This window comes from Zoogloea sp., from assembly GCF_041904905.1.
Classification (GTDB): domain Bacteria; phylum Pseudomonadota; class Gammaproteobacteria; order Burkholderiales; family Rhodocyclaceae; genus Zoogloea.
The window spans coordinates 1-21671 of sequence record NZ_JAYRMI010000029.1 but is presented as its reverse complement, the minus strand read 5'-3'; the positions used below and the strand labels follow the sequence as shown (position 1 = coordinate 21671).

General features: G+C 70.1%; 25 protein-coding genes. 15 read left to right on the top strand and 10 right to left on the bottom strand.

The genetic code is table 11. The annotated features are described in order from the left end of the window. The first annotated feature begins 44 nt into the window (after positions 1-44). Positions 45-356: a BON domain-containing protein gene (locus ACE3N6_RS10190; RefSeq protein ID WP_374245386.1), complete on the top strand. Its 312-nt coding sequence runs from the start codon at positions 45-47 to the stop codon at positions 354-356. Between the two features lie 99 nt (positions 357-455). Here the strand turns inward: ACE3N6_RS10190 and ACE3N6_RS10185 are convergent, their stop codons facing one another. After that, a complete protein-coding gene (locus ACE3N6_RS10185; RefSeq protein WP_374245384.1) occupies positions 456-854 on the bottom strand; it encodes a response regulator transcription factor in 399 nt (132 codons plus the stop codon). A gap of 310 nt (positions 855-1164) precedes the next feature. Here ACE3N6_RS10185 and ACE3N6_RS10180 point away from each other — a divergent pair, with 310 nt between their 5' ends. Both ACE3N6_RS10180 and ACE3N6_RS10175 read left to right on the top strand, forming a co-directional pair. Then, positions 1165-2133 (top strand): diacylglycerol kinase family protein, encoded by a 969-nt coding sequence (locus ACE3N6_RS10180; protein WP_374245382.1) that lies wholly within the window; start codon positions 1165-1167, stop codon positions 2131-2133. After that, complete coding sequence (locus ACE3N6_RS10175) at positions 2130-2957, top strand: metallophosphoesterase (protein WP_374245380.1); 828 nt, start codon at positions 2130-2132, stop codon at positions 2955-2957. The genes ACE3N6_RS10180 and ACE3N6_RS10175 overlap by 4 nt, the downstream gene beginning before the upstream one ends. 53 nt (positions 2958-3010) lie before the next feature. Here the strand turns inward: ACE3N6_RS10175 and ACE3N6_RS10170 are convergent, their stop codons facing one another. Then, positions 3011-3439 carry a hypothetical protein gene (locus ACE3N6_RS10170; protein WP_374245378.1) on the bottom strand — a complete coding sequence of 143 codons (429 nt, stop codon included), beginning with the start codon at positions 3437-3439 and terminating at the stop codon, positions 3011-3013. A 223-nt stretch (positions 3440-3662) separates the two neighbouring features. On the opposite strand from ACE3N6_RS10170, the gene ACE3N6_RS10165 reads away from it, so the two are divergent. Continuing rightward, positions 3663-4298 (top strand): response regulator, encoded by a 636-nt coding sequence (locus ACE3N6_RS10165; protein WP_374245376.1) that lies wholly within the window; start codon positions 3663-3665, stop codon positions 4296-4298. Here ACE3N6_RS10165 and ACE3N6_RS10160 read toward each other — a convergent pair. The 4 genes from ACE3N6_RS10160 to ACE3N6_RS10145 form a co-directional block, all read right to left on the bottom strand. Beyond that, positions 4272-5708 carry a CHASE3 domain-containing protein gene (locus tag ACE3N6_RS10160; RefSeq protein ID WP_374245374.1) on the bottom strand — a complete coding sequence of 479 codons (1437 nt, stop codon included), beginning with the start codon at positions 5706-5708 and terminating at the stop codon, positions 4272-4274. The two genes, ACE3N6_RS10165 and ACE3N6_RS10160, sit on opposite strands and share 27 nt — an antisense overlap. Before the next feature lie 95 nt (positions 5709-5803). Further along, positions 5804-5971 (bottom strand): DUF1328 domain-containing protein, encoded by a 168-nt coding sequence (locus ACE3N6_RS10155; RefSeq protein WP_374245372.1) that lies wholly within the window; start codon positions 5969-5971, stop codon positions 5804-5806. Between the two features lie 22 nt (positions 5972-5993). Next, on the bottom strand, positions 5994-6176 hold the full coding sequence (locus ACE3N6_RS10150) for a hypothetical protein (RefSeq protein ID WP_374245370.1): 183 nt from the start codon (positions 6174-6176) through the stop codon (positions 5994-5996). A gap of 156 nt (positions 6177-6332) precedes the next feature. Further along, complete coding sequence (locus tag ACE3N6_RS10145) at positions 6333-7547, bottom strand: RtcB family protein (protein ID WP_374245368.1); 1215 nt, start codon at positions 7545-7547, stop codon at positions 6333-6335. A gap of 197 nt (positions 7548-7744) precedes the next feature. Between ACE3N6_RS10145 and yiaY the strand changes: the two genes are divergently transcribed. Together yiaY and ACE3N6_RS10135 are read left to right on the top strand one after the other, a co-directional pair. After that, on the top strand, positions 7745-8896 hold the full coding sequence (yiaY, locus tag ACE3N6_RS10140) for an L-threonine dehydrogenase (RefSeq protein WP_374245366.1): 1152 nt from the start codon (positions 7745-7747) through the stop codon (positions 8894-8896). A gap of 120 nt (positions 8897-9016) precedes the next feature. Beyond that, entirely contained in the window at positions 9017-10036 is a 1020-nt protein-coding gene (locus tag ACE3N6_RS10135) for a zinc-dependent alcohol dehydrogenase family protein (RefSeq protein WP_374245364.1), read from the top strand. A gap of 1 nt (position 10037) precedes the next feature. Here ACE3N6_RS10135 and ACE3N6_RS10130 read toward each other — a convergent pair whose 3' ends face one another. From ACE3N6_RS10130 to ACE3N6_RS10120, 3 genes are all read right to left on the bottom strand, one after another. Next, positions 10038-11438, bottom strand: a complete 1401-nt coding sequence (locus tag ACE3N6_RS10130) for a dihydrolipoyl dehydrogenase (RefSeq protein ID WP_374245362.1) — start codon at positions 11436-11438, stop codon at positions 10038-10040. Continuing rightward, positions 11435-12349, bottom strand: coding sequence for a YihY/virulence factor BrkB family protein (locus ACE3N6_RS10125; protein WP_374245360.1), 915 nt, complete (start codon positions 12347-12349; stop codon positions 11435-11437). The genes ACE3N6_RS10130 and ACE3N6_RS10125 overlap by 4 nt, the downstream gene beginning before the upstream one ends. 259 nt (positions 12350-12608) lie before the next feature. Further along, entirely contained in the window at positions 12609-13007 is a 399-nt protein-coding gene (locus ACE3N6_RS10120) for a BLUF domain-containing protein (protein WP_374245358.1), read from the bottom strand. A 153-nt stretch (positions 13008-13160) separates the two neighbouring features. On the opposite strand from ACE3N6_RS10120, the gene ACE3N6_RS10115 reads away from it, so the two are divergent. The 5 genes from ACE3N6_RS10115 to ACE3N6_RS10095 all read left to right on the top strand — a co-directional run bounded on the left by ACE3N6_RS10115 (position 13161) and on the right by ACE3N6_RS10095 (position 17469). Beyond that, a complete protein-coding gene (locus tag ACE3N6_RS10115) occupies positions 13161-13892 on the top strand; it encodes a Crp/Fnr family transcriptional regulator (protein WP_374245356.1) in 732 nt (243 codons plus the stop codon). A 20-nt stretch (positions 13893-13912) separates the two neighbouring features. After that, the gene (locus ACE3N6_RS10110) at positions 13913-15004 is read left to right on the top strand and encodes a putative zinc-binding metallopeptidase (protein WP_374245354.1); all 1092 of its coding nucleotides are present in this window, start codon (positions 13913-13915) and stop codon (positions 15002-15004) included. A 51-nt stretch (positions 15005-15055) separates the two neighbouring features. After that, positions 15056-16801, top strand: coding sequence for an ABC transporter ATP-binding protein/permease (locus tag ACE3N6_RS10105; RefSeq protein ID WP_374245352.1), 1746 nt, complete (start codon positions 15056-15058; stop codon positions 16799-16801). Between the two features lie 255 nt (positions 16802-17056). Beyond that, on the top strand, positions 17057-17260 hold the full coding sequence (locus tag ACE3N6_RS10100; RefSeq protein ID WP_374245350.1) for a CsbD family protein: 204 nt from the start codon (positions 17057-17059) through the stop codon (positions 17258-17260). Between the two features lie 41 nt (positions 17261-17301). Continuing rightward, positions 17302-17469 carry a DUF1328 domain-containing protein gene (locus ACE3N6_RS10095; protein WP_153163244.1) on the top strand — a complete coding sequence of 56 codons (168 nt, stop codon included), beginning with the start codon at positions 17302-17304 and terminating at the stop codon, positions 17467-17469. A gap of 99 nt (positions 17470-17568) precedes the next feature. On the opposite strand, the gene ACE3N6_RS10090 is transcribed toward ACE3N6_RS10095, so the two are convergent. Continuing rightward, positions 17569-19479, bottom strand: a complete 1911-nt coding sequence (locus tag ACE3N6_RS10090) for an AsmA family protein (RefSeq protein ID WP_374245348.1) — start codon at positions 19477-19479, stop codon at positions 17569-17571. 324 nt (positions 19480-19803) lie between these two features. Here ACE3N6_RS10090 and ACE3N6_RS10085 point away from each other — a divergent pair, with 324 nt between their 5' ends. From ACE3N6_RS10085 to ACE3N6_RS10070, 4 genes are all read left to right on the top strand, one after another. Continuing rightward, positions 19804-20142, top strand: coding sequence for a BON domain-containing protein (locus ACE3N6_RS10085; protein ID WP_374245346.1), 339 nt, complete (start codon positions 19804-19806; stop codon positions 20140-20142). 74 nt (positions 20143-20216) lie between these two features. After that, complete coding sequence (locus ACE3N6_RS10080; protein ID WP_374245344.1) at positions 20217-20546, top strand: hypothetical protein; 330 nt, start codon at positions 20217-20219, stop codon at positions 20544-20546. An 80-nt stretch (positions 20547-20626) separates the two neighbouring features. Beyond that, complete coding sequence (locus tag ACE3N6_RS10075) at positions 20627-21274, top strand: OmpA family protein (protein ID WP_374245342.1); 648 nt, start codon at positions 20627-20629, stop codon at positions 21272-21274. 25 nt (positions 21275-21299) lie between these two features. Next, positions 21300-21548, top strand: coding sequence for a hypothetical protein (locus tag ACE3N6_RS10070; RefSeq protein ID WP_374245340.1), 249 nt, complete (start codon positions 21300-21302; stop codon positions 21546-21548). Positions 21549-21671 lie beyond the last annotated feature (123 nt).

Below are 21671 nucleotides of genomic sequence, written 5' to 3'. Positions count from 1 at the left end.
GACGCGCTTTCCCGGCCAGAAAAAAGACCTCAAGGAGTCCGAAAATGAAAGTCAATGCCGCCACCCTCGCCCTTGCCGGCCTGCTCGCCTTCACCGCCGCCGGCTGCGCCGTCACCCGCGAGCAATCCACTGTCGGTCAGTATGTGGACGACGCCACCATCACCACCCGCGTCAAGGCCAAGTTTGCCGAAGACTCCACCGTGAGCGCGATGGCCATCAGCGTCGAAACCCTGAAGGGGGTCGTCCAGCTCTCCGGTTTTGCCAAGAGCAGCGCGGAACGGAGCAAGGCCGAAGACTTGGCGCGCGGCACGCCGGGCGTCGTGAATATCAAGAACGACATCGTGGTCAAGCCGTAACCGGCGAGCCGAGGGGCAACAGCGAAGAGGGGCGGAGAACCGCCCCTTTTTTTGGCGTCGCGCCGTCTTCCGACGGGCTGGTCTGTGGCTGCCGCGGGTTCAGGCGGTGCTCTCAGCCAGCGCCTGGACGAACTCGAGCAGCTCGTCCATCTGGAAGGACTTGTCGAAGAACGCCGCTGCGCCAAGGGCGAGACAGCGCGATTTCACGATCGGGTGGGCGTGATTGGAAAACACGACCGTCCGCGGCGCCCCGAAATCGGCGGCGTTGCGCTGGATGGCGCCGAGCACCTTGAGCCCGGTTCCCGCGCGCAGCTCAAGGTCGACGATGGCCAGCCTGGGGCGGGTGCTGCGGATCATCGAGATGGCCTCCGCCTCGCTGGCCGCGGTGCCGACGACCTCGACCCGCTCGATGCCGCCCAGCATGCCGGAGAGCAGCTCCAGGAGTGCCGGATTGTCTTCAACGATCACGGTGTTCAGCGATGCAGGGGCGGACGACATGCAGATAACTTGGTACAGAAGTCGGTTAAGAAGCGCGGTTGCCCAGGCGCCCTGCGGGCTGCACCTGCAGGAGACGACACGGACTACGACTGTCTCCAGCGTAGCGCGACGCAAACCGCCTGTCTGTCGGTGACGTCCTACAGCGCATCGGGCGGTCGGCCCACATTCCTGCCCGGGCCGCCGGGGCTAAGCTCTGGGCGTCTCCTGCGGTGTCCGCGGGGGTTCAACCGGGAACCGACCGATGCCTGCCTTGCCTTGCCAGCGCACCCCGTCCGCAGTCGGCCACCCCACAGTGGGGCGGGCGTGAGCCATGGGCCAGGCCGACGCACCCCGGCTCGATGCCGTCCCGCCGTGGCTGGTGGTGGTCAACGCCGCTTCCGGTCGGCAGGAGGGCGACGCGATTGCCGCGTTGATCCGCGACACGGTGAGCGCCCGCGGGCATCAGGTGAGTGTGCGGCTGATAAACCACGCCGCGGAGCTTGAGCAGACGGCCCGCCAGGCAGCCCGGCAGGCCCGCGATCGCAACGGCCTGCTGGTGGCGGTCGGCGGCGACGGCACGCTCAACGCGGTGGCCGCGGCGGCCCTCGAAGCGGGGGCCGCGTTCTCGGTGATTCCCGGCGGCACGTTCAACTATTTCGGCCGCAGCAACGGCTTTCCGACCGATCCCGAGGCGGCCATCCACGCCGTGCTGAGGGGGCGCCTGAGGCCGATCCAGGTGGGGCGGGTGAACGAGCGGATCTTCCTGGTCAATGCCAGCCTCGGGCTGTATCCCCAGCTGCTGGAAGACCGCGAGGCCTTCAAGCGGCAGTGGGGCCGCAGCCGGCCCGTGGCGTGGGGGGCGGCGCTGCTGACCTTGCTGGGCAGGCATCGTCTGCATCGCCTCCATCTCCAGTCCGGCGACGTGGACGAGCACTTGCTCGCCTCGACGCTCTTCGTCGGCAACAATCGCCTCCAGCTCAGCCACATCGGCCTGCCGGAAGCCGGCGAGGTGGATGCCGGGCAGCTGGTCGGTCTGGTGCTGCGCCCGGTGGGCCGGCTCGGGCTGGTCCGCCTGGCTCTGCAGGGGGTGCTCGGTCGCCTCGCCGACGCGGACGAGGTTGAGCGGCGGGTCTTTCGCCGTCTGTGGGTAGCGCCGGGGCGGTGGTGGCGCAGGCGTCAGGTCCGGATCGCGGTGGATGGCGAGCAGCTTCGGATGCGGACGCCGCTGGTCTTCGAGGTGGCACCCCGGCCCCTGTGGCTGGTGGCGCCCGACCCGCCGCAGGACGAGGCGAGCGGATGAGCGTCATCCTGCAGATATCCGACACCCATTTCGGCACCGAGCAGACGCCGGTGGTGGAGGCGCTGCTGGCCCTGGCGTGGCAGCTCCAGCCCGATCTGGTCGTGCTGTCGGGGGATGTCACCCAGCGCGCCCGTCCGGCCGAGTTCGCCGCCGCCGCAGCGTTCGTGGCGCGGCTGCCACCCGGGCTGCGGCTGGTCGTGCCGGGTAACCACGATATTCCGCTGTTCAATGTGCTGCAACGGCTGATGGACCCCTTCCAGGGCTACCGGCAGTGCCTCGGTTCGGCGCTGGAGGGTTCGTGCCGCCTGCCCGATGTGTTCGTGACCGGGGTGAACAGCGCGCGCGCCTGGCGCCACAAGCACGGCGCCCTGTCGCCCGAGCAGATCGAGGCCGTGGCGGAGCGGCTGCGCCGCGCGGGGCCGACGCCCATGCGGATCGTGGTGGTGCACCATCCGCTCGACGTGCATGACGCCGGCGACCTGGGGGACATCGTCCGCGGTGCGTCCGAGGCCGTGCGTGCGTGGGCGCGCGCAGGCGCCGATCTGGTGTTGTCGGGCCATGTGCATGTGCCCCTGTGCCGACCGCTGGCCGTGCGCTACGGCCCGGGTGCGGGCGCCTGCTGGGTTGCGGTGGCGGGCACCGCCACGTCGAGGCGCACCCGGGGCGGGCATCCCAATTCGGTCAATGTGATCCGGGTCGACCGCTTTGCCGGGGCGGTCCGGCATGTGCTGGAGCAGCGGGATTACGACAGCGAGCGGCAGGCCTTCCGCGTGGCGGCTACCCGCGATCTCTCCGACCGCCTGCCGACGATCATCGCCCCTTGAGGGCAATGTGGCTGCGGCAGTGCTGTCGCCGGCCCCGCGCGTGGCTCAAACGCTCAGAGAAGCCAGCGTTGCGGCGCCGCATCGTCGCGCCCGCCGCTGGCGCCGAGCACGATGCGGTCGCCCTGCAGGTCGAGCTGGGCCACCGGGATCGCGATCTCGCCGGCGAGGCTGGCGTCCCGATCGTAGGTGGAGATCAGCGCGAAGCTGCTGCCGGTGTCGGTGCCGCGGATGATGGCGGTGAGGCGTCCGAGGGGCGTGCCGCGGGGGGAGTACACGTCACGCCCGATGGCATGGCCGTCGATGGCCGATGCCGAGCGGTCGCCCGCGGCGGTCGAGACGAGTTCGATCGACGGCCGCTTCGCGGAGGACAGGGTTTCGGCCGTGATCGCGCCGGCGGCGAAGGCGGCGACCAGCATGCCGGCAAACAGGCCCAGCAGGGCAGGGCGGTGGCTGAGGCGCTGAAGGCGGCGGATCGTGTACATGATGACTCCCGGTGGTGCGTGCGTAGCGGACGGACTACGATGTTTCAATGATCTGCCCGTTTCCGGCCGGTAGCCAGTCGTTCAATGCCGATAGCGTTGTAGGCGTTGTCCTACGCTTCTGGCGTTGGATGTAGGACAAGTCCTGCATCAATGTCAGACCGCGAAGACGGCCAGTCCAGAGGGTGTCCGATACAATGAGGTCATTGAATCGAGGAGAACTCTCATGCTGCGTCTGGCCATCGTGGACGATCACAAGATCGTGCGGGCGGGTTTCCGGGAGATGCTGTCCGACGAACTCGGGATTCGCGTCGAGTTCGAGGCCGCCAGCGGCGAGGAGGCCATGCAGAAGCTGCGTGAAACGCCTTGCGACGTGCTGCTGCTCGACCTCTCGCTGCCCGGGCAGAGCGGTGTGGATGTGCTGCGCGCGGTGCGTCAGCGCTACGAATCCCTCAAGGTGCTGGTGCTCAGTGGCTTTCCCGAGGAGCGCTACGCGCTGCCGATGATCCGCAACGGCGCCAACGGCTACCTGTGCAAGGATTGCGAGCGGGACGAACTGCTCAAGGCGATCCGCACCGTGGCCCAGGGGCGGCGCTACGTGTCGGCGCGCACGGCCGAGCTGATGGCCGACGATCTGGCCGGGGCCGGCACCGCGCTGCCCCACGAGAGCCTGTCGGAGCGGGAGCTGCAGGTCTTCCTGCGGCTCGCCAGGGGTGAATCGGTGTCGGGCATCGCCGAGGTGCTCAACCTGAGCGTGAAGACGGTGAGCACCTATCGCTCGCGCCTGCTCGAGAAGATCGACGTGGCGAGCAACGCCGAGCTGGCCGCCTACTCCTTACGCCACGGGCTGATTGTGGACTGATTCGGGCGGCGGCGGGCCGTCCAGCAGGGGCATCCGGGCGTCGATGCGGGTGCCTTGGCCGGGGGCCGACACCAGCGAGAACTCGCCCTCGAACATCTGCACCCGGTGCTTCATGCCGGCCAGGCCGTGCCGGTTGAGGGTGGGGCTGGCGATGTCGAAGCCGTCGCCATCGTCGGCGATCCACAGGTGGACGTCGCTCCCCCTCACCTCGAGCCCCAGCTCCAGGTGGTGCGCGTTGGCGTACTTGCGGATGTTGGTGATGGCTTCCTGGGCGATGCGGAAGAGGGCGAGGGCCTGCTGCTCGGGGCAGTGGATGTCCTTGTCGGGCAGATTGAGCGTCAGCGCGTAATCGTGGCGCAGATCGTCAGAGGTGGCGCGCAGCGCCTCCACCAGCCCCAGCCCCTGCAGCAGCGGCGGGCGCAGGTCGTCGATGATGCGGCGCTTGATGGTGATGCCGGAGCCGATGGTGTCGATCAGGCGGCGGAAGCGCGCCTGGATGTCCGGGCTGCTGTTGGCGCCCAGGCTGCGCAGCAGCCAGCTCGCGTCCATCTTGGCGGCGGTGAGCAGGGCGCCCAGCTCGTCGTGCATCTCCCGGGCCAGCCGGGCCTTTTCGGCCTCGCGGCTGTCGGTGAGGTAGCTGGCCAGATCCGACAGCTCCCGCGTGCGCTGCACCACGGTGGATTCGAGCACGTCGTTCTCGTGCTTGAGCAGTTCGGCGATCCGGGCGCGCAGGGCCGCCTGACGCTGCTGCACGGCGAACAGCGCGACGATGAGGCCCAGGGCGCCCACCGCCAGCGCGGTGACCGTGCGCTGGATGCTGCCGAGGCGTCGCACCGATTCCTCGACGACCTGACGGTTGCGCTCTTCCAGGCGCGCGCGGAGGGCGTCGATGGAGGTCCGGATCTGGTCCATGTAAGCCTTGCCCGGTCCGCCCGCGCCCTGCGAGATCAGCGGCGGAGGCCGGCCGGACAGGATGGCCTCGCTGAGGATCGAGCGCTTGAGCGCCACCAGACCGCGGAGCATCTCGAACTCGGCACGGTTGGCGCTGCCCTCGGGGAAATCCTGGCTCATCCGCTCCAGCAGCGGGCCGACCTCCTTCTCGCTCGACTCGTAGGAGTCGAGGTAAGCCGGGTTGCGTCCGGACAACAGATAGCCTCGTACGCCGGTTTCGGCATTGAGCACCGCGACGAGCAGGGCGTCGATGCGGTCGATCCGCGCCTTGTAATCCTGGGTGCTGCGCATGGCCTCGATGCCAAACTCCGAATGGAGCCGGCCGAAGGCAAGCAGGCTGATGACCGCCAGGCAGCCGGTGGTGATGAGGAGATAGGACCACAGCTTGTGCGGGAGCAGCCGGGTGATCTGCTGGCGGAGGGGGAGACGGTCGGACGGCGGCATGGTTGGGGGCGGCATCGATGGCTAGGCGGGAGTCTGCCAGACTTGCCAAAGGCTGGCACGGCTGGCGGGACGGGGCCGCCAGCGCCAGCCGGGTCGGGGGTGTCGCCGCGTCAGCTTCGGCCGCGCAAGGCGTTGATGACGAAGCTGGCGATGGCCAGCACGAGGAAGACGAAGAACAGGATCCTGGCGATCTCGACCGCGCCCGCGGCAATGCCGCCAAAGCCGAACAGCGCGGCGATCAAGGCGATCACGAAGAACACGACGGCGTAGTGGAGCATGAGGGTCTCCCGGGTTGGCGGATCAGCGCGGGGCTTCGTTCGCCTGGTTGGCGATCGACCTGCGCACCTTGTCGAGCTTGCGGCCGGAGCGCAGCTTGCGCATGTCGATCTCGTCCTCGATCCATTCGTTCCAGCCACTGCGGGCTTCACCGCGGCGGGCGGCACGGATGGGACGGGTAGGGAACTCGATGTTGACGCGCTTCATGGCCTGCTCCTGAGCTGATCCGGTGGGGCAGTCTGGCCGGGATGCATGGCCCTCGCTGCATGTTTCCACTTTAGGCCGGCGCGCGCTGCGGGGCCGTCGGTGCGGGCCGAATGCGCTGTGGGAATCGTCTGACGACGCAGGTGCGGGACGAAGGTCTCAGCCCTTCACGCAGACCACCTGGCGCAGGGTGTGGACGATCTCGACCAGATCGGCCTGGGCCGCCATCACCGCGTCGATGTCCTTGTAGGCCATCGGGATCTCGTCGATCACCCCGGCGTCCTTGCGGCACTCGACGCCCTGGGTGGCGCGCACCTGATCGGCCACGCCGAAGCGTTTCCTGGCCTGGGTGCGGCTCATGGTGCGCCCGGCGCCGTGGCTGCAGGAGCAGAACGAATCGGGGTTGCCGAGGCCGCGGACGATGAAGCTCTTCGCGCCCATCGAGCCGGGGACGATGCCCAGCTGCCCGCGGTGGGCGGCGACGGCGCCCTTGCGGGTGACGAGCACCTCGCGCCCGAAGTGGGTCTCGCGTTGCACGTAGTTGTGGTGGCAGTTCACCGCCTCCACGTCGGTCTGGAAGGGTTTGGGCAGCACCTGCCGGGCTGCGGCCACCACCGCGTCCATCATCAGCACGCGGTTGTGGCGGGCGAAATCCTGGGCCCAGCCGACGGCCTCGACGTAATCGTCGAAATGCCGGCTGCCCTCGGTGAAGTAGGCCAGGTCGCGGTCGGGCAGGTTGGCGATGTGCTGGCGCATGTCGTCCTGGGCCAGCGCGATGAACAGGTTGCCGATGGCGTTGCCCACCCCGCGGGAGCCCGAATGCAGCATGAACCACACCCGGTCGGCCTCATCCAGGCACACCTCGATGAAGTGGTTGCCGGTGCCGAGGGTGCCCAGGTGCAGGCGGTTGTTGGTGCGTTCGAGCTTGGGGTACTTGCCGGCGATCCGGGCGAAGCGCCCGGCAAGCTGGCGCCACCCGGCATCGACCGCGGCGGGCGCCTCGTCCCAGGCGCCCCTGTAGCGGCGGGCGCAGGTCTTGCCGTGGGGGACCGCCGCCTCGCTGGCGCTGCGCAGCGGGTGGAGGCTGTCGGGCAGATCGGCGGCGGTGAGCGAGGTGCGCGCCGCCATCATGCCGCAGCCGATGTCGACGCCCACCGCCGCCGGGATGATCGCCCCGACGGTGGGGATCACGCTGCCGATGGTCGAGCCCTTGCCCAGGTGCACATCCGGCATCGCCGCCAGGTGGCGGAAGATGAAGGGCATCCGGGCGGTGTTCATCAGCTGGCGGCGGGCGTCGTCCTCCACGGGGACGCCGCGGGTCCACATCCGGATCGGCGCGCCGCCGGCAACGAGAAGGGTGTCGTGATTGGGCATGGGGGAATTATCAATGATCGGAATGGGGTTTTTCGAGCTGTCCACTTAATGGACATTTTGTCTTTTTTCGATTCAAAACGGCACCGTTCGGCGAATTTTGCCGGTTTTTGGCTTGCCCGGGATCAAAGCGCGGCGAGGTTGGCGGGGCTACGCTCCCCCCGCTTTCGATCCCCTCCCCCTCACTGCGAGACATCACGATGACCACCACCACCTTCTTCATCCCCTCCGTCAACCTGATGGGCAGCGGCTGCCTGGCCGACGCCGCCCGCACGATCCAGTCCCGCGGGTGGACCCGCGCCCTTGTGGTGACCGACGCGCCGCTGGTCAGGACAGGCCTCGTCGCGCGTGTCACCGAGTTGCTCGGCGCCCATGGCGTCACCTCGATCGTGTTCGACCACGTCAAGCCCAACCCGAATGTCGCCAACGTGGTCGATGGGCTTGCGGTGCTCCAGGCCAACGCCTGCGACTTCGTGATCTCCCTGGGCGGCGGCTCGCCCCACGACTGCGCCAAGGCCATCGCGCTGGTGGCTGCCAACGGCGGCGCGATCACCGACTACGAGGGCGTGGACAAGAGCGCCCGCCCGCAGTTGCCGCTGGTGGCCATCAACACCACCGCCGGCACCGCCAGCGAGATGACCCGCTTCTGCATCATCACCGACGACGCCCGCCACGTGAAGATGGCCATCGTGGACAAGCACACCACGCCGGTGCTGTCGGTGAACGACCCCGACCTGATGCTCGGCATGCCGCCGGCCCTCACCGCCGCCACCGGCATGGACGCCCTCACCCACGCCATCGAGGCTTACGTCTCCACCGCCGCCACGCCGATCACCGACGCCTGCGCGCTGCAGGCCGCCGGCCTGATCGCCCGCCACCTGCGCAGCGCGGTGAGCGACGGCTCCAACCTGGAGGCCCGCGAGCAGATGGCCTACGCCCAGTTCCTCGCCGGTATGGCCTTCAACAACGCCTCGCTCGGCTACGTGCACGCCATGGCCCACCAGCTTGGCGGTTTCTACGACCTGCCCCACGGCGTGTGCAACGCCATCCTGCTGCCCCACGTGCAGGCCTTCAACGCCCGGGTGGCGGCACCCCGGCTGGGTCAGGTGGCCCGGGCGATGGGTGTCGACGTGACCGGCCTCGACGACGCCGCGGCGGCCCAGGCCTGCCTGCAGGCGATCCGCGCGCTGGCCGCCGACGTGGGCATCCCGGCCGGCGTGGGCCAGCTTGGCGCCAGGGAGGCGGATATCCCCACCCTCGCCGCCAACGCCATGAAGGACGCCTGCGGCCTCACCAACCCGGTGCAGCCCAGCTTCGACGAAGTCTGCGCGATTTTCCGCGCCGCCCTGTAGGCGTATCCTGCCCCTGTCGCCGGCGCCGCCGGCGGCTGACGGATGACGGCGCCCCGGCCCGCCGGCATCCGCTGGCGGAGCCTCCGCCGTGTCGTCTCCGGCCGGGTCGGGAGCTGCCAGATGAACATCTCGATCCCCCCCTCCATGCGCGCCATGGTCCTCCACCGCCCGGGTGAGCCGCTGGTGCTGGAAACCCGTCCGGTGCCCCGGCCCGGCCCCGGCCAGGTGCTGCTGAAGGTGGAGGCCTGCGGCGTGTGCCGCACCGACCTGCACCTCATCGACGGCGAGCTGCCCGACCCGCTGCTGCCCATCGTGCCCGGCCACGAGATCGTCGGCCGGGTGGCCGGGCTGGGCGACGGGGTGAGCGGCTTCGTGCCGGGCCAGCGCATCGGCGTGCCGTGGCTGGGCTGGACCTGCGGCACCTGCCGCTTCTGCCGGAGCGGCCGCGAGAACCTGTGCGACCACGCCCGCTTCACCGGCTACCGGATCGACGGCGGCTACGCCGAATTCACCGTGGCCGACGCCCGCTACTGCTTTCCGCTGGCCGATGGCGCCGGGCTGCCCTCGGCGCTGGAACTCGCCCCGCTGCTGTGCGCCGGGCTGATCGGCTACCGGGCGCTGCGGCTGGCGGGCGACACCGAGCGGGTCGGCATCTACGGCTTTGGCGCGGCGGCCCACATCGTGGCCCAGGTGCTGCGCCACCAGGGGCGGCCGTTTTACGCCTTCACCCGGCCGGGCGACGTGGAGAGCCAGCAATTTGCCCGCCAGCTCGGCGCCGCGTGGGTGGGCGACGCCAGCCAGCGGCCGCCCGAGCGCCTCGATTCGGCGCTGATCTTCGCCCCCGCCGGCCCGCTGGTGCCGGCCGCGCTCGCGCACCTGGAAAAGGGCGGCGTGGTGGTGTGCGCCGGCATCCACATGAGCGACATCCCGGCTTTTCCGTACGCCGACCTGTGGGGCGAGCGGTCGATCCGCTCGGTGGCCAACCTCACCCGCCAGGATGGGCTGGACTTCCTCGACCTCGCTCCCCGCGTGCCGGTGCACACCGCGGTGACCCGCTTTGCGCTGGCCGACGCCAACCTCGCGCTGGAGGCGCTCCGCCGCGGCGTGATACAAGGCGCGGCAGTATTGGCGATGAATTGAATCAGATCGCGTCGCGGAGCGCCCGGGCGAGATCCTGCAGCGCGGTGCGCAGCCCCTCTTCGACCACCGGATGGTAGAAGGGCGCGGCGAGGGCGTCCGCCACGGTGTCGCCGCGCTGGATGGCCCAGGCGAGCAGATGGGCGAGGTGCTCGGCGTCGGGCCCGAACAGCTCCGCTCCCAGCAGACGGCCGTCCGCCTTGCCGGCATACACCCGCATCTCCCCCAGGTTGCGGCCCATCGTCCGGGCCCGGCCCTGGTCGGCGAAGGACGCCGCGCCCCGGGCGAAGGCCACGCCGCGGCGGGTGAGGTCGGCGTGGCTGGCGCCCGCGATGGCCATCTGGGGGTCGGTGAACACGATCGTCAGCGGGGTGCGGCGCGCCGCCGGGCGCACGTCGGGGTAGCGGCCCGCGTTGTCGCCGGCGATGCGCCCTTCGTCGGCCGCCTCGTGGAGGACGGGCCGATCGTCGTCCGCGTCGCCGGCGATGAACACCGGCGTGTCGCCGATCCGCCCGGTGGCCGGATCGAAAACCGGCCGGCCCCGCGCGTCCAGCGGAACGCCCGCCTTGTCGAGATCGAGCCCGTCCAGCGCCGGGCGGCGGCCGGCGGCGGCGAGCACGAAGGCAAAGCGTTCGCGGCGCGGGCGGCCGCGCTCATCCTGCCAGGTGACCACCACGCCATCTCCGTCGCGGCCCACCTCGGGTTCGCCGACATTGCCGCTGTAGGGCAGGGTTGCGTCGATCCACGCCGCAACCGCGGCCTGGAGGGCCGGGTCGGTGAGCGGGCCGACCCGTTGGCTGCGCCCGAACAGCCGCACCCGCACCCCCAGCCGGTGCAGCGCCTGGGCCAGCTCCAGCCCGACCACGCCGGTGCCGACCACGGCCACCGACTCGGGCAGGGCGTTCCAGTCGAACACGTCGTCGTTCACCACCAGCCGGTCGCCCAGGCGCGCCCGCCAGCCGGCCGGCACCGCGGGGGTGGCGCCGGTGGCGATGATGACGCGCGCCGCTTCGATGGGCGTGTCGGCCACCCTCAGCCGGCCGGGCGCCTCGAAGCGGGCTGCCCCGGAAAGCTTGTGGGCGTCGGGCCAGCGATCCACTTCGTCGAGCACGAAGCCGACGAAGCGATCCCGCTCGCGGCGCACCCGCGCCATCACCGCCGCGCCGTCGATCTTCAGGCCGGCGACGGTGACGCCGAAGCGCTCGCCGGTGGCGGCGGCGTGGGCGTGATCGGCGGCCGCGATCAGCAGCTTGCTGGGCATGCAGCCGACGCGGGCGCAGGTGGTGCCGTACGGGCCCTGTTCGATCACCGCCACGCGGTCGGTGTGCTTGCGGGCGGCCTTGTAGGCGCTCATGCCGGCCGAGCCGGCCCCGATGATCGCGACGTCTACCTTGAGAGGATTCATGGAGAGGGCTCCTGGAGGGCGGCGGGGGCGTCCCGCCGGGTCTGCACGTACAACACGCACGCGCCGTAGAGGAAGATCTGCGCCGATGCGTAACACCACACCAGCACGGCCGCCAGCGAGCCCGCGGCGCCGTAGGCCGAGGCGACACCCGCGTGGGTGAGGTAGGCGGCGATCAGGTAACGCCCGATGGCAAACAGCACCGTGACCACCAGCGCCGCCGGCAGCGCGTCGCGCCAGCGCGTCCGCCCCGGTGCGAGGCGCGCCAGCAGCAGCGCGAACAACGCGGCGCTGAAGGCGTTCATGAGGGTCAGGTCCACCAGCCCGGCGGCGATGTCGAGCCCCGGCGTGTCCTTCCCCAGCCACGCCACCGCCGCGTGCATCGCGGCTTCGGCGAGCAGGGTCACGCCCAGCAGGAAGCCCACGCCGAGCGCCAGGGCGAGCCCGCTCAGGCGACCGACGATCAGGGCAAGGGTGGCCGAGCGGGCGACGGGCCGCACGTCCCAGATCGACGCCAGCGCCGCCTTGAGTTCGAGGAAGGTGACGCTCGCCCCCAGCAAGGTGCTGCCCATCGCCAGCCACGCGGCGCCGCCGCTGGCCTGGAGCCGGTCGAGCGCATTGCGGGTCATCGCGGCGATCACCAGGGCCTCCTCCGGGCCCAGCATGCGCTGGATGTACTCGCCGATGGCGTTCTGGGCGGTGGCGGTGCCCAGCAGTACCGCAATCCCCGCCGTGACGACGACCAGCAGCGGGGCGAGGGAGAACACCGTGTAGAACGCCAGCGCCGCGCCGTGGCGGGGGGCGTCGCGCTCGACGAACACCTTGGCGGCGGGCCACAGGGCGGCGGGTAGCGTGGCGAGGCGCGACGCCTGCCGCGCGGGCGCAGTCTCGGGGGCGGTCGAAGAGCGGGTCATGGCACTCAGCCCTGCTGAAGCGGCCAACGCGGGAGCGTCGGCACCGCCCGGTCATTATCGGCGGTTCGGCCAGCCGCGCCATCGGGCCTCGCCGACACCCGCGTAGGACTCGTCTGGCGCGGCGCGCGGGCTGTGGGCGCCGTCCTACGCGTGTTCTCGGGTCAGTCCGACAGCCGTGGGTGCGCGTTCCGGTTGAAATGACGACAGGCAAGCTCGCGGTTGGCGCAGGACGCGGCGGCGCCCAGGGGGATGAAACGGGTCAGGGTTCGAGATCGACGCTATCGACGAGATCGGGAATCCGCAAGACCACCTCACCCGGCGTGAGCCGGGTGAATGCAGTGAGCAGCGTCTCATCCGCCGTGACCGAGTAACCCATCGACCAGTTGCGGAACAGCCGGGGGCCGGCGAACGGCGTGGAGAGCAGCTCGGTGAACTGATGATGGCGCTCATCCTGACGCAGCTTCCGGACCAGATCGAGCACGGCGTCGGCGTCTCCTTCGATGTATTGGAAAAAGCGCCAGCCGTCGAAGACCAGAATGCCGGTGATGTTCGCGCTCCGGTTGTGCTTGCGTGAAACCTGGACGATTTCATACACCCGGGTCAGGCTGATCTCGGGACGGATGCAGCTCAGATAGGCGTACTGATAGAGGTTTCCCATGGGGTTTCCGGTCGGCGCAGTGAGTCCGGCGCAAATCTAACGCGTCTGGCTCCTCCTGGGTACGTCATAAGACATTGCGTCGAGCGGGTGTTTTCGATCTGTACGGCAGCGTGTCCCGGAAATGGGCAAGGGCACGATCTTCAGGGGGGTGACATGAGCGATACGTCTTGTGCGGCGTGCCCGCTGCGGGGGCAGGGGGGCTTCACGCGGGTCAGCGACGCGGAGCTGGCCTTCATCGAGCAGTTCCGCTGGCGGGAATCCACGCTGGGGCCGGGCGAGGCGATCCTGCGGGAGGGCGAATCCTCCAGCCTGCTGTTCACCCTGCGGGCGGGCTGGGCCTTCCGCTTCCGCAGCCTGCCCGACGGCCGCCGGCAGATCCTCAACTTTCTGCTCCCCGGCGACTTCGTCGGGCTCCAGGCGGAGCTTTCCGGCCAGGTTCCCCACGGTGTCGAAGCGCTCACCCCCGTGCGCCTGTGCGTCTTCCCCCGCGACGCGCTGTGGGATCTCTACCGGGGCTTTCCGGGGCTCGCCTACGACCTCACCTGGCTCAGCGCCCATGAGGAGCTGATCGTCGACGAGAACCTGCTGGGCGTGGGCCAGCGCAGCGCCATGGAGCGCATTGCCATGCTGCTGGTCCATCTCTACAAGCGCGCCCGCAGCGTGGGCGAGGGCGATGACTCCGGCGTCAATTTTCCCCTGACCCAGCAACACATCGCGGACGCCCTGGGCCTGTCCCTGGTGCACACCAACAAGTCGCTGCGGCGTCTGCACGCCTACGGGCTGCACGAACTTTCTGCCAATCGTCTGCGCCTCCTCAAGGTCCAGGCGCTGCAGCGGCTGGCAGACTACTACGCGTTGCCGCTGCGGGCGCGTCCCCTCATCTGACCACCCAGGCGCTCCCCACCATGAAGACATTCCGCTGCAGCCAATGTGACCACCCGGTCTACTTCGAGAACACCGCCTGCGCGGCCTGCGGGGCGGCGCTGGGCTACCTGCCCTCCGAGGCCGCCATGGCCGCCTTCGAAGTCACGCCGGCAGGCCCCTGGAAGGCGCTGGGCAACGCCGTCGAAGGTCAGTGGAAGCCCTGCGCCAACTACACCGGCCCGCAGGTCTGCAACTGGATGGTGGCCGCCGACGACCCGTCGGCGCTGTGCGCCTGCTGCCGGCAGACCGAGGTGATCCCCACCCTGGAGAAGCCCGACAACGCCCTTTACTGGGCGCGCCTGGAGGCGGCCAAACGGCGCCTCTACTACGCCCTCGATACCCTGGGCCTGGATCGGCCGGGCCTCGCCGAGGACCCGGAGCGCGGCCTGCGCTTCCGGTTCCTCGAAGCCGTCGAAGGTGGCGAGCCGGTGCTCACCGGCCACGACAGCGGCTGCATCACCGTCAACATCGCCGAGGCCGACGACGCCGAACGCGAGGCCCGCCGCACGGCGATGGGCGAGCCCTACCGCAGCCTGCTGGGGCACTTCCGCCACGAGATCGGCCACTACTACTGGGATGCGCTGGTGGCCCAAGGCGGCTGGCTCGAGCCGTACCGCGCCCTCTTCGGCGATGAGCGCGCCGACTACGCCACGGCGCTCGATACGCACTACAAGGACGGCCCCCGCCCCGACTGGCCGGCGCATTTCATCAGCGCCTATGCCGCGTCCCACCCCTGGGAAGACTGGGCCGAGACCTGGGCCCACTACCTGCACGTGGTCGATGCGCTGGAAACCGCCGACCACTGGGGGCTCCACTTGAACGATGGCGCCGACGGCCCGGCCGGCGCCGACCCGGGCGCGTCGGCCGGCAAGCCCTTCCGGGAGCGCCTGAGCTGCGCGTGGCTGCCGCTCTCGCGCTTTCTCAACAGCATGAGCCGCAGCCTGGGCCACGGCGACAGCTACCCCTTCGTGCTGCCCGACCCGGTTCTCGACAAGCTGGCCTTTGTGGACGAGGTGGTGCGCAGTGCCCACGGCGTGGCCTGGCGCGACTGGCCCCCCGCGCCGCGGGAATGAAGTTCCGAATCGACGCCTGACCGCCCGGCGGCGCCCGATAGTGAGGATGCGATGAAACCCGTCTCCCTGTTCTCCCAGCATCTCTGGCGCCGCTTCTGGGCCATCGCCTCGCCCTACTGGCGGGGCGAGCAGCGCCTGCGGGCGTGGGGCCTGCTCCTCGTGCTGGTGTTGCTGATGCTGGCCGAAACCCGCCTCGCGGTGATGCTCAACGCCCAGACCGGCGAGTTCACCTCAGCCCTCGCCGGCGGCGACCGGGATCGCTTCTGGACGGCGATCCGCACCTGCCTGCTGGTGCTGGCGGTCTTCGTGCCGGTGCACGCCCTGTACTACTACGCCCGCGACTACATGGGCATCCACTGGCGGCGCTGGCTCACCTACAGCCTCCTTGGCCGCTACTTCGCCCGGCGCCGGTATTACCGGCTGGGCATCGGCGACGAGATCGACAACCCCGACCAGCGCATCGCCGAGGACGTGAATGTCTTCACCCAGCGCTCGCTCTACTTCCTGCTGATCTTCATCGGCTCGCTGATGCAGCTGGTGGCTTTCAGCAATGTGCTGTGGTCGATCTCGCCCAAGCTGGTGTATTTCCTCGCGGCCTACGCCACCGTCGGCACCGCGCTCGCCGTTGGCGTGTTCGGCATGCCGCTGATGCGGCTCAACTTTCTGCAGCTGCGGCGCGAGGCCAACCTGCGCTACGGCCTCGTGCGGGTGCGCGAGAACGCCGAATCCATCGCGTTCTATGGGGGCGAGGCGCCCGAACTCCAGCAGATCAAGGGGACGTTCGCCGCGGCTTACGCCAACTACCGCAGGTTGATCCGCAAGCAGTTCGGTCTCAACTTCTTCCAGCAGGCGTACAGCCAGCTCACGGTCGTCCTGCCGAGCATCATCATCGCCGACGCCGTGCTCTCGGGCGAGGTCGAGGTCGGGCGCGCGATCCAGGCCGCCGGCGCGTTTGCGGTGGTGCTCAGTGCGGTCTCGTTGATCGTCGAGAACTTCGAGAGCCTCAGCCGCTTCACCGCCGGCATCGACCGGCTCGACACCCTGGCCCGGGCGCTCGAATCGGAGCCGGGCGCCGGCCCGTCCGGGCGCCGCATCCGCAGCCGCGACGGCAGCACCCTCGCCGCCCGCCACGTCACCGTCGAGACGCCCCAGGGCGAGCAGACCCTGGTCACCGACCTCAGCTTCGAGCTGCCCACCGGCGGCGGGCTGCTCATCGTCGGCCCCAGCGGCTGCGGCAAAAGCTCGCTGCTGCGGGCGATCTCGGGCCTCTGGAACAGCGGCGAAGGCGAGATCCAGCGCCCGCCCGACATCGACACCCTGTTCCTGCCCCAGCGGCCCTACATGCAGATCGGCAGCCTGCGCAGCCAGTTGCTCTATCCGCGGCCCAGCCGGGACGTGGACGACGCCCAGCTCGCCGAGGCGCTGGACGCCGTGCAACTTGGCGGGCTGATCCAGCGCTGTGGCGGACTCGACCGGGAACTCGACTGGTCGCGGGTGCTCTCCATCGGCGAGCAGCAGCGGCTGGCCTTTGCCCGGCTCCTCCTCATCAACCCCCGGGTGGCCATTCTCGACGAGGCCACCAGCGCCCTCGACAGCGCCAACGAAGCCCTGCTCTACCGTCGCCTGCGCGAGCGCAACACCACCATCGTGAGCATCGCCCACCGGGAATCCCTGCTCACCTACCACACCCAGGTGCTCGAACTCACCGGCGATGGCGGCTGGCGTCTGCTGACGCCCGACGAATTCCGGCGGCGGAACGACGCCGACACCCCGGCGCCGGCGGTGGCGGTGGTCTGACCCGCCGCGGCGCAAACGAAGCCGGCCCACCCGGCGATCCCCCCGATGGCCTGTCCGGTGTCCTGCATCGGGCAGGCCATCTGCCTTCTCAGGATTCCCACACGGCCGTCAGCGCATTCTCACATTCCATTCGGATGGGGCCGACTGCCCGGGAAAACGCGCCCCGCTAAAGTAGAACCATGCAGAAACCACTGCATCGCCGCGAAACAGGGCCGCAGCCCGGAATCGCAGATCAACCCGAAAAGGAGAAGCACCATGAACCGCGACATCATCGAAGGCAACTGGAAGCAACTCAAGGGCAAGCTCAAGGAACAGTGGGGCAAGCTCACCGACGACGACATCGACGTGATCGAAGGCAAGCGCGAAATGCTGGCCGGCAAGATCCAGGAGCGCTACGGCATCACCAAGGACGAGGCCGAGAAGCACGTCAAGGAATGGGAAAAGACGTTCGACGCCTGATCGTCGCGCCCTGACCTCAACCTGAACCCAGGAGAACCGCCATGCTGCACTACGCCGTCGTCTTCTTCGTGATCGCGCTGATCGCCGCCGTTTTCGGCTTTGGCGGGATCGCCGCGGGTGCGGTGGGAATCGCGAAGACCCTCTTCTTCATCTTCCTGATCCTCGCCATCGTGAGTTTCATCTTCAACGGCGTACGCGGCAAGGGATAAGCCCGCCGCCAGCCGAGGAAAGTCGGGGGCAGATCGAAAGGTCTGCCCCCGACTTCTTGCGTGCCCGGCGGGTTTCCGCGCGGGCAGCCTGGGCAAGCTTCAGGGCTTGGCCGGCGTCGCCCGGCGGCGGGCGAGGAGGGTGGCGCAGGGCGTGTCTTCCGCGCCGCCGGTCTCGACGAGGGCAAGCAGGGCCAGGGGCGGAGAGATCAGCCCCAGCGCCACCGCCCCCGCGATCCGCGACCCCAGGGGGATCGGCTCGGGCCGGACGACCGGCGCGGCAAAGCTGCCGCCGAGATACAGCGGCCCGCGCAGGGCCAGCAGGCTGCCGTCCTTCGGCTCGGTCCGCAGATGCAGGTCGAACTGCTCGTCGCGTAGGCTGATCGTGCCCTGGCCGATCACCCGGCTGCGGGTCGTGTCGAGCACGAGGGTGCGCGGCTTGAGCACGCCGCCGCTGGCCGTCATGTCGCCCACCAGGCAGCGGATGTCCTCCCTCTGGCCGCCCGACAGCCAGGCGATCAAGGCATTGGCCACGTCCAGGTTGGCCAGCCGCACCAGCAGGCGGTTGGTGCTGCCACCGGTCATCGCCAGCGCCACCTCGCCGTCGGCGCTGCCCAGCAGCTCGGCCACCGACCGGCCCCGCATGGCGAGTCTGGCCCGGCCGCCCAGGTGCCCCGAGGTGAAGTTGCGCGATTCGGTGCCGGGCAACAACTCGCGCAGGTGCAGCCGGGTGGCGCGCACATCCAGCACGGCCTTGGCGGGCTGGCTGCGGGCGTCGAGTTCCAGCCGCCCATCCACCTTGCCCTTGGCGAGCCCCAGCCGCAGGGGCGCCAGGGTGACGCGACGGTCGTCGATGCGCAGATGGCCTTCCGCCGCCTCCAGGGGCAGGCCGGTGTTGCGGATGTCGTCGATGGCGAAATCCACATCCACATTGGCCGCCGCGATCTTCTCGAAGCCAAGGGCGCGGGACGGCAGCACCTTGCCCGGCCGAGGCGCGATCTCCTGCCCCGACGTGGCGCGGGCGCCGATGAAGCCCGACAGGTCCGACAGATCCAGGCGGCGCGAGCGCAGGCGCCCTTCCAGCCGCTGGGGCTGGGTGCCGCGATCGACCGTGAAGGTGCCGCGCAGGTCGCTCGAACCGACCAGGCCGTCCAGGTCGTCGAACTGCCAGCGCTGGCCGCTGTGCACCAGGTGCCCGGCGAGCCGATAGGGCGGGGTGGCGGGCAGCGGCACGCCGGTCAGGGCGTAGAGCGGCGCGAGGCTGGGGCCGGAAAGCGTGAAGCGGATGTCCAGCCCGTCGAGGTCCGGCAGGTTCGCGCCGCTGCCGGCCACGCTGAAGCGGGTGGCGCCGATGCTGCCGCCGGCCTCCACCGGATAGGGCTTGGCGCCGTCGAGATAGCCCTCGACGCTGCCCGCCTTGCCGCGGATGTCGAGGGCCTCGCCCTGCCAGCGCCCGGTGGCGCTGAAGCGCAGCGCGCCGCCGGTGTCGTCGCTGGCGACGCGCAACTGCAGGTCGGTGCGGCGCGAGGGCAGACGGACGGAGAGCACGCTATCGCGGATGCGGATCGTGCCCAGGCGCAGCGCCGGTGCGCTGCCGCCGGAGTCCTTGCCGAGCAGCCAGTTGCCTTTGCCGTCGGCGTCTTCTTCAAGGTGGATGTCGGCGCCGTCCAGCGCGATGCCGTCCAGCACCCACTCGCCCCGCAGCAGGGCGGGCAGGTCGACGGAGAAACTCAGCCTTCCGACGGCGGCCAGCTGGGGCACCTTGCCCCCGCTGACATTCGCCACCGACAGCCCGTCGGCGCTGACGCTCGGGTGCAGGCTCCACGGCCGGACCGAGAGCGGCCCGGCGATCCGGAAGCGCCGCTCCAGGCGCTCGCTCACGATGTGCTCGATCGGCCGGCGCAGCAGGTTCCAGTCGAACAGGGCGACGCCGAGCCCAACGACGGCGAGGGCCGCTGCGGCGGTGCGCAGGCGTCGCTGGCGGCGCGTGGCAGGGGGGATGGCTGAGGGCATGGTCGGTGAGGCGAGACGTTGGCTGGTTACATCTTATTCACGCCCGACCGGCGCCGGTGTCGGTGCCGGACGAGCCCGATGTCGGAATCCTCCTTCAGCAGGGCATGGCGCAACCCGCCAGCCGCCACGCCTGGCCCGCCCGACGCGCCGCGCGTCCGGCCTGCCGCTCCCACGCGGTCGACGGTCGATTCCTACATCGCATTCGGCGCTTGTCGGACAGAACGGCCCCAGCCCCACGCATAAAGTGAAACCATGGAAACGCGGACGTCAGCCTTCAAACGACAGACGTGCTTCCAGAAACCCCCAGAACTTCAGGAGAACGCCATGAGCAAGCCCGTCACCCGAATCCTCGTCGCCAGCCTGCTGGCCCTCGCCACCGCCTCCTCGGTGTATGCCGCCGAGAAGGCGCACACCGAGAAGACCGACAAATCTGCCGCCGCGCAGTACGTCGACGACGCCTCGATCACCGCGAACATCAAGGCCAAGCATGCCGAAGACAAGTCGGTCCGGGTGACGGCGATCGGCGTCGAAACCAAGAACGGTGTCGTCCAGCTCTCCGGCTTCACCCCGTCCAACACCGAGAAGGTGCGCGCCGAAGAGATCGCCAGGACGGTGCCCGGCGTCAAGTCGGTGAAGAACGACATCATCGTCCGCGCCAACTGAGCGTGACCTGAGCCCGCCCGGCCATGTCGCCGGCGGCGGGCCCCAAGCCCCCACAACCCCGACAGGAGATCGCCATGAACACCATCGAATCCACCCCCGCCAGCACCGCCACCCCGGGCAGCCTGCGCCAGGTAGCGACCGACCTTCAGGACACCGCGCGCGACGCGATCCCGGGCGTCCGCCGCCAGGTGGACGCCGCCGCCGACGCCACCCGCGATGCCGCCGCCAGCCTGATCGACAACCTGCGCTCGGCGGCCAAGGACGCGGCCGGCGTGCTCCGCCGCGACGCGCACCACTCGAAGGACGTGGCCGAGCGCTACATCGGCAGCAACCCGTGGCGCGCCGCCGCGATGATCGGCGCCGCCGGCCTGCTGCTGGGCGCGGCGCTCACCCGCCGCCGCTGAACCGGGTCGTGAATGACCCGCAGGCACCGGCCCCGGCAGCCGTCGGGCCGGTGCCCCAACACAACGACAGGAGCCCCGCGATGAAGCACCGAACCCTTCCCCTGGCGCTGGCCCTGGTCCTCGGACTGGGCGCCTGCACGACGATGACCGATACCCAGCGCAACGCCGGCCTGGGCGCCGTGGGCGGCGCCGTGGGCGGCGCCCTCATCGGCAAGGCCACCGGCAGTGACAAGGTGGGCCGCGATGCCGCCGTCGGGGCAGGCCTGGGCGCCCTCGGCGGCTACGTCTGGTCGCAGCGCATGGAGGCCCAGCGCCAGGCCATGAGTCAGGCCACCGCCGGCACCGGCGTCGAGATCAGCCGCACCGCCGACGACCAGCTCAAGCTGGAGATTCCCAGCGACATCTCCTTCGACGTAGGCCGCAGCGACATCAAGCCCGACATGCGCCCGATCCTCGCCCGTTTCGCCCAGACCTTGAAGGACAACCCGGCGACCGCCATCCGCATCGTCGGCCACACCGACAGCACCGGCGGCGAGGCCGTGAATCGCCCCCTGTCGCTGGATCGCGCCATGAGCGCCCGGGATTTCCTCGTCGACCGTGGCGTTGCCGCGTCGCGGGTGGGCGTGGCCGGGCGCGGCGAGCAGGAACCCATCGCCAGCAATGCCACCGAAGCCGGCCGGGCGAAGAACCGCCGGATCGAGATCTTCGTGGGCGAGCCGGGCAAGTAAGCCCGCGGCCAGGAGGGATCGAATCATGCGTGGAGTCAGCCATCGCCCCGCGGAGCCCCTCTGGGCGCCCCCCGGTCGCTGGGACTGGACGGTCACCCTGTCCTTCGTCGGCACCGTCCTCCTCAGCGTCGGCATGCCCTTCTCGAACGTGGTCTTCGGGCAGACCGGCGAGCAGCGCTGCGCCGCCGAAACGGCGCGCCTGCACCGGATGCTCGGTCCGGTGGCGTGGCATGTCGCCAGCCCCTGCCCCACCCCGCCCGGCGACCGTCGTTGACCGACCCGGCAGGGGGCGACGCTCGCCCTCGTCCGATCGTCGCCCCTCCTTTTCCCCCTCCTTTGCCATTTACCCACAGCCAGTCCCCCGCCGGCAGCGCCCCCCGGGGCGGCCAGTTCTTGC